Below are 15554 nucleotides of genomic sequence, written 5' to 3' on the forward strand. Positions count from 1 at the left end.
TTGCGAGGTTGTTGTATGGCGCTTACTGATGTCGAGATCCTCTTTGTTGAAGATGACCCGATATTTCGCCATGTCGTTGCTGATTTTTTGCAGAGGCAAGGTGCCCGGGTTCAACAAGCATGTAATGGCGATGAAGGCATAGCCCTTTTTTCCGATGCTATTTTTGATATTGTTATTGCAGACTTAAGCATGCCAGGCCTTCATGGTTTGTCGATGCTTAAACAAATGCAAGATATTAATCCTGCTATACCCGCTATTGTTATTTCTGGTAATGATGTGATGTCTGATGTTGTCGAAGCATTGCGCATTGGTGCCAGTGATTATCTGACTAAACCTATTGCTGATTTATTCATTATTGAGCAGGCAATCATACAAGCGATGATGTCAGCCGCTACGCCGATGAATGTTTCTGGTCAATCGCATTTACAAGAAATGAATGAGTTATCTTACCAAGAGCTTACCGATAACTTATCTTTACTTGAGCAAAATGCTCAAGCGGCCAAAAGTGTTCAGCAGCAGTTATTTCCTGCGTCGCATATCTATTATCCCAAAGCCGAAATCAATTACAGTCTATTTAAAAATAATGATGTTAGTGCTTACTTCATCGATTCTACAATGGTGGGGGAGCATCATTTAGTGATGTATATGGCACACTTTTCACCTGAGGATAATAGCGCCGCTTTTGGCTGTGTCTTATTGCGTAGTTTTATTAATCAAAAACTTAAGTTATTTAGAAATGGTTTAAGCAATACCTTAATCGAACCTAATAATATGTTGTCTTATCTTCATGAGCGTATGGTGAAGTCTGGGTTACATATTAATACCGATATTATTTATGTGTGCCTCGATTTGACCCGCTACCAGTTATCAATAGGGCAGTCTGGTAAAGGATTAAGGTGCTATTTACGTAACGGTAATGAGCTTACTCCTCTAGCATTGCCAGAATCAGCACCTCTTGGCAGTACCGTATGGGATAAGCCGAGTATGCAAACTAGAACCTTGTTACTGGATGAACAAATTTGTATCGGCACACATTTTTATGAGCATAAACAACAACTGCTTGATAACCGTTTTACAGGATTGGTTTATCAATCCGATATCAAAGCAGGTGGCTTTATGCAGTTAGCGTGTCGCTGATCATTGTTTAAGTCTATCTAGACACTAGAAACCTAGAGCGCTGCGCTGCTAGGACGCTTCGCGGCTAGAGGCTATAAAAGCAAACTGCATAGCGAAGCGACTTTAGCAGGACGAAGTCAGCTCTAGCAGCGAAGTGAACCTAGCAGGATGAAGTCAGCTCTAGCCGCGAAGCGATCCTAGCAGGACGAAGTCCGCTCTAGCAGCGAAGCGATTCTAGCAGAACACAGTCCGTTCTAGCAGCGAAGCGACTTTAGAAGGACACAGTCCGTTCTAGCAGCGAAGCGATCCTAGCAGGATGAAGTCAGCTCTAGCAGCGAAGCGATTCTAGCAGGACGAAGTCCGTTCTAGTAGCGAAGCGAACCTAGCAGGACACAGTCCGTTCTAGCAGCGAAGTGAACCTAGCAGGATGAAGTCAGCTCTAGCAGCGAAGCGATTCTAGCAGGACGAAGTCCGCTCTAGCAGCGAAACGACTCTAGCAGGACGAAGTCCGCTCTAGCAGCGAAGCGACTCTAGCAGGACGAAGTCCGTTCTAGCAGCGAAGCGACTTTAGCAGGACGAAGTCAGCTCTAGCAGCGAAGTGAACCTAGCAGGATGATGTGGGTATATAAAAAATCCCCTCACAAGTGAAACTTGGAGGGGATTTTATTAAGAATAACAATTACATCAAAACCAATTAACGTTGAATTCCTTCGTGTTCGGCCGTGACTGCAATTTCTTCTTCTAATACTTCTTCTTCAGTCTCATTTTTGTTTTCTGCACCGTGCATCCAGTCAACTAATTTATCTGACATTAGGTATAAAATAATACCTGAGACGACCGCAGTAATACCAATGCCGGCAAAAATTGCCATTGCGTTAGCGAGTTGTTCTTCGACTTCGCCGCCATGGCCAATCAATGAACCGACTAGGCCACCAATTTTGTTTGCAGCAGCAATAAATAGGAACCATGCACCCATCATTAATGATGCAATACGCAGTGGAGCCAGTTTAGTGACCATCGATAAACCAATTGGTGATAAACATAATTCACCCATGGTGTGGAAGAAGTAAGCTCCTACTAACCACCACATGCTTGATTTAACTGAAGCGTCGCCACCCATTTCGAACACTGCGCCCATCATGAATAAGAAACCAATGGCCAGTAAGAATAAACCTAACGCAAATTTAACGGGTGAGTTAGGTTCATTTTTACCTAAGCGGATCCAAATAGAGGCAATCACTGGGGCAAAAACAACAATAAAGATAGCATTGAGTGATTGGAAGTAAGTGGTCGGTACTTCCCACGAGCCAATCATACGATCGGTGAAATTGTTGGTGAACAAGTTCATTAATCCGCCTGCTTGTTCGAAGCCAGCCCAGAAAATAATGGTGAATAACCCCATTACCATAATGACTTTAATACGGTCACGTTCAATCTTAGTTAGTGGTTCACTTCTGGTTTCACCTCTCGCTGCATTTTTTCTTTGTTCTACTTTAGCTGCCGGTTCGGTACCGATGTCGCCAAGTAATTTTTGAGCAAAGAAAAATTGAATAATCAACGATAAAATCATACCAACACCGGCGCAGAAGAAACCTGCTTGCCAGTTATTGATAAACACGTCTTCACCACCAATAACCACTTCATGACCAAATGAAGTGTAAGCCCAAGCAACGATAAAGCCTGACAAGGCTGCACCTAAGTTGATGCCCATGTAAAATATGGTAAATGCGCCATCACGACGGTGATCACCAGCAGGGTATAAATCACCTACCATTGTGGAGATATTTGGTTTAAATAGGCCGTTACCTATAATTAGCGTCCCTAAACCAATATAAAACATAGTGGTTTCTAAACCCGGCATCCAGCTATGTGGTGCTGCAAGCGTAAATTGACCCGCTGCCATTAAGAAGCCACCAATATAAATGGCTTTACGTTGACCCAATACGTTATCTGCTAGCCAGCCACCAATTAATGGTGTTAAGTAAACTAAACCGGTAAAAGTACCATATAGAGATAATGCGTCTGCTTGGCTCCAGCCTAAACCACCACCTGCTTCATTGCTTTGCACTTTATCTACCAAATAAAGTACTAAAATTGCACGCATTGCGTAATAGCTAAAGCGTTCCCATAGTTCTGTTGTAAAAAGCAAGAACAGCCCCTTAGGGTGTCCAAACAATGTACCTTGTGGTTTTGCGTCACTCATTAAGTCTTCCACCTTAAGCTTGTGATTGCCTGTGAGAAAATATCGTCACAGAAATAATTGTTTGCAAGAGTTGTCTATGATTGCCTTATCAACTAACACTTGAAATAACGGGTGTTTGACCGTGATGAAGCAATACTGAGCAACTTTATTGTTTATTTTTTATATTAAATAATGTCAGTTTGACGCTGAATGCTAACCAAACATCAAAAAGCTAACCTTATATACCCTTTTCATGCCGGCAAAGTCAATGTTAATGCGGGGAACAGAGAGGTTAAGCTTGTTATAAAATGTGTCAATACAAACAATCAACTATCAGTAATGTTAGTTGTTTGTATTGCTTTTGTTGCAAAGTTAGCTGGAAATTAATAAGGTTTTCTGGCATCGAGCCGATACCTATATCACGCTTAAGTGACATTTTAGTTAAGCATGATGGTGCAAGGTGTTGATTATAAAGTGTTGTCTTTTAATTTAAGCGATAAACAGTTAAAATACGATTCTTTAACAAATTTCGATGTCATGTCGAAGAGGTATTTATGACTATCATTCGAGCTGTGACATTGATTTTAATTGGCTGTTTTATCTGCACTGCCCATGCCTGGGTTGATACAGATTTTGACGGCGTTCCTGATAAAAAAGATGCCTGTAATGATACCCCTGTTAACAGTGTTGTTATGGCAAATGGTTGTATTGATACTGAATTGTTGATTGTTGATGAGGATGCCGAAGATGATGCTGAGTTTGATGAAGCTGAATTAGGCGCGACAGTCACAAATAATTCGGCCCTTATTGCTGAACAATGTCGTCAACAACGAGATGTTTCTGTGGCAGTAGATTGTTTTGGGTCTATTCTTCAACCTGTGTATTTTGATTTTGATAAATCAGTAGTGTTGTTAACTCAGCGGCCAACCTTGGTTAGGGTACAGCAATACATTGAGCAACATCCTCAAGTGGCTATTCGTTTAGAGGGACACACTGATAATATTGGTAGTGATGCTGTTAACCGCTCACTATCACTTAAACGTGCAGCCACCATTAAAGATTTACTCGTAAATGAGTACCAATTTCAACCGACGTCGATTGAGATCGTTGGCATGAGTAACAAAAATCCGATCGCGGATAATGCCACTATAGAAGGGCGTCAGCGTAATCGACGAGTAGAATTTATTATATCGGCAGAATAAGACTGCTATTAAAATGGAGAAAGAAATGGAACATATAGAAGGTTTAGATGCTTTAGTGGAGCAGGCACCTGAGTTTTTGATGACTTATGGTCTTAAAGCGCTAGCTGCTATTGTTATTTTTCTCATCGGTAAGTATTTTTCCGGTGTAGCAAAACGCATAACAACCAAATTATTGACCAACCGCAAAGTGGATACAACAGTTGTTTCGTTTGTGGCAAACTTAGCGTGGATGTTGGTGTTTGTATTTACTATTGTCGCCACGCTGGGTCAAGTTGGTGTGCAAACTGCGTCATTGGTTGCGGTTATCGGTGCCGCGGGTTTAGCAGTAGGTTTAGCATTACAAGGTTCACTTTCGAACTTTGCATCAGGTGTATTGATGGTGCTTTTCCGTCCATGTCGCGTAGGTGACTTTATCGAAGCGGCTGGTGTTGCCGGTGTAGTTGATGAAATTACCATTTTCTCAACCCGTTTACGTACTGGTGACAACAAAATGATTATCGCGCCTAACTCAGCGATTATGAACGGCACTATCACCAACTATTCAGCACTAGAAAAGCGTCGTATCGATTTAACGATTGGTGTTTCGTATACTGCTGATATCGCTAAAACTAAGAAGGTATTAGCGGATATTTTAGATAATAATCAGTTTGTGTTAAAAGACCCTAGTTATACTATCGGTCTAGCTGAGCTTGCTGACTCTTCAATCAACTTTGTTGTACGTCCGTGGGTTAAAACACCAGACTATTGGACTGCGCGTTTTGAATTACTTGAGCAAATCAAGAATGCATTAGATGCAGCTGAGATTGAAATTCCATTCCCACAAATGGATTTGCATGTGAAAGAAGTTCCAGCAAAATAATATTGCAGACAAGTTAATCTTCTAAAAACCAGCATTTGCTGGTTTTTTTATACCTAATATCCGCTCTACTCCCCAAAAACATCCTTAATTGAGTTGTTTTTTGTGCGTCAATAATCATCTAGTTAGTCTTACTTTTATTATTTACTGTTTTTAGCAGCCATAACGCCTTATTTCATAAATATATATTTTTTTGAACATATAAAAAATAAATGTTTATGAAAAAATAACCATTTAACATTGTTAAGCAGCGTTTCCAAGAGGATGATAATTAAAGTTAAGATTTTTGGCTGTCATTGATTAAAAATCTACTGCTGCACCTTTTTTCATCAAATTTCATACTTAGGAGTATCTTAATATGAGTCAAAGTATCGCAAGTTTTATTACTCAAACCCTTGAACAAGCAGGCGTGAAACGGATTTGGGGGGTAACTGGCGATTCACTTAACGGAATTAGTGATAGCTTGCGAAAAATGGGTACGATTGAATGGCTAGGAACACGCCATGAAGAAAGCGCTGCTTTTGCCGCAGGTGCAGAAGCACATATTTCAGGAGAGTTGGCCGTCTGTGCTGGTTCTTGTGGTCCAGGTAATCTTCATTTGATTAATGGGTTGTTCGATTGTCATCGTAATAAAGTTCCAGTATTAGCCATTGCTGCTCATATACCTTCATCAGAAATTGGCAGCAATTATTTCCAAGAAACTCACCCACAAGAATTATTTAAAGAGTGCAGTGTTTTTTGTGAATTAGTTTCCAGCCCTGAACAAATGCCATATTTACTCGAAACAGCCATGCGCCAGGCTATCTTACATAATGATGTTAGTGTGCTGGTTCTTCCGGGAGATATCGCGCTTAAGGCGATGCCTGAAACGACCAAACCAAAATGGAACGTCCCAAAACCTGCTTCTTATATCGCTGATTTAGCTGACACAAAAACACTTGCTACTCACCTTAATAAAAGCGGCAAAGTCACTTTATTGTGTGGTGCTGGCTGTAAAGATGCTCATGATGAAATTGTTGCCTTAGCCGCAAAATTACAAGCACCCATTGTACATGCCATGCGCGGTAAAGAGTTCCTTGAATATGATAACCCTTACGATGTTGGGATGACTGGGTTTATCGGCTTTTCATCTGGTTACCACGCAATGCAACAAGCAGATACGTTGTTGATGATAGGCACCAGCTTCCCTTATCGAGCTTTCTATCCAGAAAACATCACTATCTTACAAATTGATAATCAGCCCGCGTCACTCGGGAGACATGTGCAGATTGATTTTGGTGTTCTAGGGGATACCAAAAATACCGTCACTTCACTGCTTGAACTTATTAAGGAAGGCCGTTCTAGCGCTCACCTAGAGCAGTGTGTTAAAAACTATCAAGAATCCCGAAAAGATTTGGATGTTCTCGCCAATGGTAAAACATCACATAATTTAATTCATCCACAATACTTAACCCGTCTGCTTGATGAGCAAGCAGGTCAAGATACTATCTTTATCTGTGACGTTGGCACGCCAACAGTTTGGGCTGCTCGTTATTTATCGATGAATGGTCAACGTCGTTTAATTGGATCATTTAACCATGGATCAATGGCTAATGCATTGTCACAGGCAATGGGAGCTCAATCACTGGATCGTAATCGTCAGGTAATTGCAATGTGTGGTGATGGTGGATTTTCGATGTTGATGGGAGAGCTACTCTCTCTGAAACAACTTAACCTACCGATTAAAATTATTGTTTATAACAACCGCTCACTGGGTTTTGTCGCCATGGAGATGAAAGCCAGTGGCTACTTATCAAATGATACTGATCTAGAGAATCCAAGCTTTGCAAAAATTGCTGAAGCTTGTGGTCTGAAAGGGATCCATGTCAACGATCCAGGCAAACTACCCGAAGCAATGGCGGAAATGATGGAGCACTCTGGGCCAGTTGTTCTTGAAGTCGATACGGCGAAACAAGAGCTTGCGATGCCACCAAAAATTAAGTTCGAACAGGCGAAAGGCTTTAGCGTTTACATGATGAAAGCGCTAATTAATGGTAAAGGTAATGAAATTGTTGAGCTGAGTAAAACCAACTGGTCACGTTAATCAAATCCCGTTCTTATTGGGCTCGGTCATTTAGCCCTTTAGGAAAGTATATGATCGTTAAGCGTTACATCGTAAAATGCCTTGTCGATACTACAATAACTAATAATGTCTAAACTGTAGATTGAGGCTTATTAAGTCACTAAACTGGCTTTTAAAGAGTATCGAGAAATTTTATCTAGTAATATCAATTCAAAGTTAAATATATAATATTAAAACTGATTAACTATCTTTATCATAAGAGCACTGAGCCATTAGCTATCATTTGCGTAACTATTGGCTCTAACTATTTCTACTGGTGTCATGTTTACTAAGATCTCTCGTTAGCACCCAGTTCAAACCGCTCATCAGTACCTTTAACAGGAGTTTTCCATGAAGCTATTTTCTACCATTGCAGTGATCACATTATTATCTTCATCGGTTATGAGTGCCCCCAGTTTTGCTGGCGAGAAAACCATGATTACTATGGGGGGAACCCCTGTTGCTTTAGAAGGTAAAATACCGAGTATAAATACGGTTGCACCCTTGTTTACTGTTGTGGATGAAAAGTTTAATCCAGTCAGTTTGAGTGACTTTAAAGGTAAGACGATACTCATTAGCGCGGTACCCAGTTTAGACACTGGCGTGTGTGCATTACAGACCAAACGATTTAATAAAGAGTTTACTCAATATGATGCCAATGTGGTCATGTTAACCATTAGCGAAGACTTACCGTTTGCTCAGAAGCGTTTTTGCCAAACCGAAAATGTGGATAAAATTAAAGTGTTGTCTGACTCCGTATGGCGTGATTTTGGCGAAAAGTATGGTTTGTTGATCAAAGACCGTGGTTTATTAGCCCGTTCAATTTTTATTATTGATTCTCAAGGCATATTGAAATATCAAGAATTAGTGACTGAAGTAAGTGAACACCCAAACTACGATGCTGCTTTAGCGGCATTAACAGAAATTTCATCAGCGGCGAAGTAGTTGCGTAGCTTCCATAATGTTGAGTAAAAGAGGATAGAGATGCAGCATGATTGATTTTCGAAGTGATACGGTGACTCAACCGACTGAAGCAATGCGTTTAGCCATGTCGAGGGCGGAGGTCGGTGATGATGTTTATGGTGATGATCCGACCGTCAATAATTTACAAGATATGGCTGCAGAGATGTTTGGCTTTGATGGTGCTCTGTTTGTCAGTTCTGGTACGCAAGCTAATTTATTGGCATTGATGTCTCATTGTGAACGCGGAGATGAGTATCTTTGTGGTCAACAAGCTCATAACTATAAGTTTGAAGGCGGCGGGGCAGCGGTATTAGGCAGCATTCAACCTCAGCCTCTGAATAATCAAGCTGATGGCAGTATTTTATTGAATGATATTGAAGCTGCGATTAAGCCTGATGACGTGCATTTTGCAAGAACACGGTTATTGAGCTTAGAAAATACCATTGGCGGCAAGGTATTAAACCAAGATTATTTATCCCAGGCACAAAGTCTTGCGTTTAATCGTGGGCTTAAAATCCATTTAGATGGTGCCCGGGTTGCCAATGCTGCGGTAGCGCAGGGCATTGCTATTGCCGATATTACTCAATACTTTGACTCTGTATCGATTTGTTTATCAAAAGGCTTATGTGCACCGATTGGGTCGATTCTGTTAGGCGATGAGCGATTAATTGGTAAAGCGACACGTTGGCGTAAAATGCTCGGTGGTGGAATGCGTCAAGCAGGTATTATCGCTGCAGCGGCTAAGTTGGCGTTAACTGAGCAGGTCGATCGTTTAGCGGATGATCATTACAATGCAAAAACGTTGGCTTTGTTGTTGGCTGAAATGAGTGAGTTTGCTGTCGATGTTAGTTTGGTGCAGACCAATATGGTTTTCGCCACACTCGCAGAACATATCGACCCTAAAATGCTTACTGCCAAACTGGCCGATAAAGGCATTATCATTAGTCCGAGCCGACAGTTGCGCTTGGTGACTCATAAAGATATTAGTGCTAATGACATCAGTGTTTTTGTGAATACGTTGAAGCAAATTATTCGCTAATCAATATCAGTTAATATTCATTTTAAAGGCCATACTCAGTGTGGCCTTTTTCTTTTTTGGTGCGAAGATGCATTTATTTTGGGCATTTTGAGAATTTTTTAATTTAAAAATATATTTATCACATTGATTATTAAAGCTTAATATACTTGGCTTGATCGTTGCTACTTATTTAGAGGTATTCGCCTAACGACGCAAAATTAATAAGTCAGATAATGAGGTCACTATGAAATATTTCTCACGTCATATCATCATGCCTATTCATCTTAATAGCACTCAAAGTTTATGTTGTGGCCAGTTATTAAGTTGGGTTAATGAGGAAGCAACAATTTTTGCCAGTTGCCAAATGCGCAGCCAATTCCATATTGCCAAAGTGATATCGGAAATTAATTTTATGGCACCGGCACAAACAGGCGACATTATCGAGTTTGGGTTTGAGCTCGTAAGCTTAGGTCAAAGTTCAGTCACTGTTCGCTGTAAAATACGTAATAAAGTCAATCATGCGCCGATTGCTTTCATCGATAAGATGGTATTTGTCAACGTGAATGAGAATGGCTTACCCATTCCGCACGGTATGCGAGCCAATGCCGCTTAATTGTATTTCTATTATCGTGGGTTCGTGTTCGTAAGTATGTGTTACGACAGGGCAAGAACTTATAGCCATTGACAATAAAACCGCAAAAATAAGGAGCTATGATAGCTCCTTAATGTTGATGGTAAATCGACTTGATGTATTATTCGACTTTAGCGATACGCTGTTGATAATCATCGATTAAATGCTCCATTATTTGATTCGGAGAAGCATCTTGGCAGCAGTTGTCTAAATAGATTTTAAAAGTGACAAGGGCATGGCCATCATGCTTAAGGCGGCTACTTTGCATGGCAAAATAAGCTTCTTCATTATCGGCCTTTCGAACCACAAAATCGTCTAGTTCAAATGATTTGGTGCCAGAGAGGTTGTGCCATTTAGTGATACGGTCTAGAGCAATTTCACAAGATTGGTTTACTTCGATATGGTTGAGCCATGTTGCAGCTTGTTCGTTTTCTTTATAGTGCGGGCATCGAACGGTGTAATTATATATATGAGTGATTGCTGTCATTGTTTACCTACCTATTCGCTATCTAAGTGTTTTCACTATAGACCTTATTTTTTATATTGGTCAATCCTTATTTCAAGAACTTAGATCTAAGCATCACTTTTTACTAAATTAAAAATAAGCTGTTGTCATTGTTGATTTTTTACATTAAACGGCAGATAAAAAAGCCCGTAATAAAATACGGGCTTTATGCTGTGCTATAAAACGAGTTTAGCTTAATTCTGGTTAATAACTATTTGATAATTGCTTATTATCCCTTGTTGAGGTTAGTTATAAAGCGTTTGTGAAAATTTGACAGATCTCTTGATGTGTCGCTTGTTTCGGGTTAGTAAAGCCACAAGCATCCTTGAGAGCATTGTCTGCTAAAGTTGGGATGTCTTGTGCTTTTACGCCTAGCTCGGTTAAATTAGCAGGAATGTTAACGGCTTTTGATAATTGCTTAATGGCGTCAATGGCAGCTTTAGCGCCTTGCTCGTCTGTCATTGCTGCTATGTCGACACCCATAGCTTTTGCGACATCAGCTAAGCGTGCAGGCACAACTTGGGCGTTATAGGTTTGTACATGAGGTAGCAATAATGCGTTACAAACCCCGTGTGGTAAGTCATAAAAACCGCCAAGTTGATGTGCCATAGCATGCACATAACCAAGGCTGGCATTATTAAAGGCCATGCCCGCTAGAAATTGTGCATAAGCCATGTTTTCTCTGGCTTGAATGTCATCGCCTTTTTTAACTGCATTAATTAAATTGGCTTGGATCAGTTCAATAGCTTTGATTGCACACGCGTCGGTGATGGGATTGGCTGCAATAGAGACATAAGCTTCAATTGCGTGTGTTAATGCGTCCATCCCGGTTGCAGCAGTCAGTGATGCTGGCTTTTCTAGCATCAGTTCAGGATCGTTTACAGATAGAATAGGTGTGGTATTTTTATCGACAATGGCCATTTTAATGTGCCTTGCCTCATCGGTAATAATACAAAAGCGGGTCATTTCACTTGCTGTGCCTGCGGTAGTGTTAATCGCGACTAAAGGCATTTGTGCTTTAGTTGATACATCCACACCTTCATAATCTTTAATGCTACCGCCGTTGGTGGCCACGAGTGCGATTCCTTTAGCGCAATCGTGCGGTGAACCGCCGCCTAAAGAAATAATCACATCACACTGATTGGCTTTTAGTAGTTCAAGGCCTGCAGCAACATTACCTGTTGTTGGGTTAGGTTGAACGCCATCAAAAATAACCACTTCAATACCATTGGCATTGAGTTTATCTGCAACCTTCGCCACTAAACCAATACTCACTAGTGGTTTGTCGGTGACAATAAGTGCTTTGGTAAATCCAAACGCGTTGATGTCTTTAATCGCTTCATCTACGCTGCCTTGACCCAGAATGTTGACGCTTGGAATGAAAAATTTAGTCGCCATATTGATTGTCCTTTATATAGAATTAAGTTTTCTCTGAATTAAACATACCAATAACATTGCAGCTATTATGTGACGTGAAGCTCGTTAACGTCGATTAAGTCACAATCAATAGGCCGTTTTATTACCAACACGACATTTTCCAAGTAACTGTGATCTAGGGTGATATTTTTTGACACCGACACTATGGTTGGTCGGTTATTGCGCATTTTGTTGTGTTGGATAGGATGACAATTTCTCTTAAATAATATTATCGAAATTTAAGATGAATATTATGCCCTTTATATATAGAATGGTTCACGGTATAAAGACGATAAATCATAGTGTTAGTTTACTTCTACTATACTAAATAGAGACAGCTTGGATGCTACTGTGCTTGTTAAGGATGGATAAGGGAAATGTATAGATGTTTGGTCTAAATGTTTTTTTCTCAATTTTAGAAAATGCAGCGCTATTACTTGCGCTAGTTTATGTTTACTCACTCTCTCCTACGCATCAACGTAAGGTGACGCCTTTTTTATGGCAATTTTTAATGGGCGCAGTTATTGGCACTATTGGCGTTGTTATTATGATGGATCCCTTGGTTCATCAACAGGAAATATTGTTTGATGCCCGCTCGGTAGTACTCTGTTTAAGTGGACTGTTTTTTGGAGGTATTCCAACACTTGTCGCAACCATTATCATGGCGCTTTATCGCTATCATTTGGGTGGCGTTGCTGTATGGGTTGGTATATTTGCGTTAAGCAGTAGTGCGGTCATTGGATTAGTGTGGCGTCGGTACCGTCGGCATGAATTAGATCAAATTCGTTATCGTGAATTCTACCTTTTTGGCGTTATTGTTCATTCCCTATTGTTGTTATGGCTATTTTTATTGCCATTTGATCAAGCGTTACACGCTATCAGTGTTGTGTCTTTGCCTATCATGCTGGTATTACCTTTATTGACTATGGTCATCGGTCATTTACTTGCAAAAATAGTGTTTCGTGGGCGCGATATTCAAGTCAAATTACAAGAAGATTTTCTTTTCAACCATCAATTTGATATTGGCAATATTGGTATTTCTATTACCACTAAAACTAAGCATTGGTTGAGAGTTAACCCCTATTTATGTCGAATGTTCGGTTACAGCGAAAATGAATTAAAGGCGTTAACGTGGGCTGAATTAACACACCCAGATGATTTGAATAAAGATTTATTATTATTTGAGAAAATGAGTAAAGGCGAACTCAATGAATATGAAATTGATAAGCGTTTTATTGCCAAAGATGGTTCGGTCATTTATACCCATGTGACTATTGCCTGCCGCCGTCATGTTCAAGACAATACTTTTTTAGTTATTGCCGGTTTTCTCGATATCACTCATCAGAAACAGGCCGAACAAGATTTATTGCAAAGTAACGAGCAACTTGCGCTGGTACTCGATAGCAGTGAGTTAGGCGTGTGGGACTGGGATGTCAAACAGAATCGAATTCGTACGAATCGATACAGTGCTGACATTTTAGGTTGCTCAATGGAAGAGCTTAATCAGCATCCTAAATTGTGGATAAATGCGATACAGCTAAAAGATAAATTTAAGTTTCTTCGCAGCATTAATGAAATTGTAAAAGGTCGCTGTATAAGCCAACGAGTGGAATATCAATTAACTAACATGGACGGCGACAGTCGGTGGATTTTGCAAACAGGAAGAGTGGTTGACGTTGATGATAAAGGTAAACCGCTTAGAATGTGTGGTACTCATAGTGATATCACTGATATCAAGCAGGTTGAAGACTCGCTAAGTATTGCAGCATCTGTATACCAAAACTCCAGTGAAGCCATGAGTGTGTTTACTGCAAAGGGCATTATCATTGATTCAAATCCTGCCTTTTCTTTTATCACTGGATTCAGTCAACAAGACATACAAGATCAGCATTTACGTATGTTTGAAACAGATCTTCAACCCCAACATTTTTATCAACAATTAAGCCAACAGCTTAGCCAGCAGGGACATTGGCATGGTGAAGTGTGGATGCGTCGTAAAAATGGTGAAAATTACCTTATTTTATTAACCATTAATTCAATCATCCGAACAAAGTCGCAGGCTGCGCGATTTGTTGCGTTATTTTCTGATATTACCGAGAAAAAGCAAACTGAAGAGTTGATATGGCGCCAGGCTAATTATGATGCACTTACCGGTTTGCCAAATCGTAGGATGTTGCTAACATTTTTGAATCAAGAGGTATTTCATTCTGACCGACAGCATAATCATTTTGCATTAATGTTTTTAGACTTGGATTTTTTTAAAGAGGTTAACGACACGTTGGGCCATGATATGGGCGATGTATTGTTAATTGAGACGGCGGAACGCCTAAAAAACAGCGTACGCGAAACCGATGTTGTCGCCCGTCTTGGTGGTGATGAATTTACCATAGTGTTAACTAATCTTGAAGATACTCATGGGGTAGAACGTGTTGCACAACAAATACTTAAACGACTTGCAGAGCCTTATTTATTAGGTGATCAAACGGCCTATATTAGTGGCAGTATTGGTATTACGTTATTTCCAGACGATGCAAAAACAACCGAAGCATTATTGAAGAATGCCGACCAAGCCATGTATTCGGCAAAATCCCATGGTCGTAATCGGTTTAATTATTTTACCTCCGCAATGCAAGACGATGCACAAAAGCGGATGGCGTTGATTCAAGACCTTAAAGTGGCGATTATCCAGCAGCAATTTGAGTTGTATTATCAGCCTATTGTGGATTTAAGCTGTCAGCAGATCATCAAGGTGGAAGCGTTAATTCGTTGGAACCATCCAACAATTGGGTTAATTCCACCGGCAGATTTTATCTCTATTGCTGAAGATACTGGGATGATAATCGATATTGGCAATTGGGCTTTTTATCAAGCCTGCGAGCAAGTCGCAAAATGGAAGACACAATTTAATCACCATATTCAGATTAGTATTAATATGTCACCAGTACAGTTTAAAGACGAGTCGACCGATGTTAAAAATTGGCTTAAACACATGTCTTTACTCGCGCTGCCTACCAATAGCATTTGTATTGAAATCACTGAAAACTTACTACATGACATTGAACCTAATGTTGAGGCTAAATTGCAGGCTTATAGTGATGCAGGTATGCAATTGTCGCTTGATGACTTTGGTACTGGCTATTCATCATTACCCTATTTAACCAAATATAATGTTGATTATCTTAAGATTGATAAATCTTTTGTGGGTCGATTGGCTGCCAAAAACAATGATATGTGTTTGTGTGAAGCGATTATTGCAATGGCTCATAAACTCGGTATCAAAGTCATTGCCGAAGGTGTTGAAACCGAAAGTCAACGGCGTTTATTGGCGTCTGCTGGTTGTGATTATGGCCAAGGATATGTATTTTCGCATGCCTTGTGCCGCGATGATTTTGAGCAAAAGTATTTAGTGGAAAAAGTAATACCATTGCAGGTTAGTCAGCAGATATAACGTTAATACTGTGACTCTTCATTCAAAACCGGCGTGACCCATCGTGATGATATGGCTAATGCCATCACTAATGTAATAGTTAATGATGTTTAGATTAGTATACAATAGCGACCTAT

The 15554-nt window shown here is 40.2% G+C and carries 11 protein-coding genes; 8 read left to right on the forward strand and 3 right to left on the reverse strand.

What is annotated here, in order from left to right; genetic code table 11:
- Positions 1–15: 15 nt before the first annotated feature.
- A complete protein-coding gene (locus AAEY97_RS13335; RefSeq protein WP_101086469.1) occupies positions 16–1137 on the forward strand; it encodes a response regulator in 1122 nt (373 codons plus the stop codon).
- Between the two features lie 673 nt (positions 1138–1810).
- Here the strand turns inward: AAEY97_RS13335 and AAEY97_RS13340 are convergent.
- The gene (locus AAEY97_RS13340) at positions 1811–3319 is read right to left on the reverse strand and encodes a peptide MFS transporter (protein WP_101086470.1); all 1509 of its coding nucleotides are present in this window, start codon (positions 3317–3319) and stop codon (positions 1811–1813) included.
- A gap of 533 nt (positions 3320–3852) precedes the next feature.
- Between AAEY97_RS13340 and AAEY97_RS13345 the strand changes: the two genes are divergently transcribed.
- The 6 genes from AAEY97_RS13345 to AAEY97_RS13370 all read left to right on the forward strand — a co-directional run bounded on the left by AAEY97_RS13345 (position 3853) and on the right by AAEY97_RS13370 (position 10051).
- A complete protein-coding gene (locus AAEY97_RS13345) occupies positions 3853–4500 on the forward strand; it encodes an OmpA family protein (RefSeq protein WP_101086471.1) in 648 nt (215 codons plus the stop codon).
- Positions 4501–4525: 25 nt separating this feature from the next.
- The gene (locus AAEY97_RS13350) at positions 4526–5359 is read left to right on the forward strand and encodes a mechanosensitive ion channel family protein (RefSeq protein ID WP_194956191.1); all 834 of its coding nucleotides are present in this window, start codon (positions 4526–4528) and stop codon (positions 5357–5359) included.
- Positions 5360–5714: 355 nt separating this feature from the next.
- Entirely contained in the window at positions 5715–7439 is a 1725-nt protein-coding gene (gene poxB, locus AAEY97_RS13355; RefSeq protein WP_192116279.1) for a ubiquinone-dependent pyruvate dehydrogenase, read from the forward strand.
- A gap of 369 nt (positions 7440–7808) precedes the next feature.
- Complete coding sequence (tpx, locus tag AAEY97_RS13360; RefSeq protein WP_101086473.1) at positions 7809–8402, forward strand: thiol peroxidase; 594 nt, start codon at positions 7809–7811, stop codon at positions 8400–8402.
- Positions 8403–8448: 46 nt separating this feature from the next.
- The gene (gene ltaE, locus AAEY97_RS13365; RefSeq protein ID WP_101086474.1) at positions 8449–9459 is read left to right on the forward strand and encodes a low-specificity L-threonine aldolase; all 1011 of its coding nucleotides are present in this window, start codon (positions 8449–8451) and stop codon (positions 9457–9459) included.
- A 223-nt stretch (positions 9460–9682) separates the two neighbouring features.
- Positions 9683–10051: an acyl-CoA thioesterase gene (locus AAEY97_RS13370; protein WP_101086475.1), complete on the forward strand. Its 369-nt coding sequence runs from the start codon at positions 9683–9685 to the stop codon at positions 10049–10051.
- A gap of 139 nt (positions 10052–10190) precedes the next feature.
- On the opposite strand, the gene AAEY97_RS13375 is transcribed toward AAEY97_RS13370, so the two are convergent.
- Entirely contained in the window at positions 10191–10556 is a 366-nt protein-coding gene (locus tag AAEY97_RS13375) for a cytoplasmic protein (RefSeq protein ID WP_101086476.1), read from the reverse strand.
- Positions 10557–10823: 267 nt separating this feature from the next.
- Positions 10824–11972, reverse strand: a complete 1149-nt coding sequence (yiaY, locus tag AAEY97_RS13380; protein WP_101086477.1) for an L-threonine dehydrogenase — start codon at positions 11970–11972, stop codon at positions 10824–10826.
- 403 nt (positions 11973–12375) lie between these two features.
- Here yiaY and AAEY97_RS13385 point away from each other — a divergent pair, with 403 nt between their 5' ends.
- Positions 12376–15438, forward strand: coding sequence for an EAL domain-containing protein (locus AAEY97_RS13385; protein WP_192116280.1), 3063 nt, complete (start codon positions 12376–12378; stop codon positions 15436–15438).
- Positions 15439–15554 lie beyond the last annotated feature (116 nt).

This window comes from Shewanella sp. TB7-MNA-CIBAN-0143 (genome assembly GCF_040310065.1).
GTDB lineage: Bacteria > Pseudomonadota > Gammaproteobacteria > Enterobacterales > Shewanellaceae > Shewanella.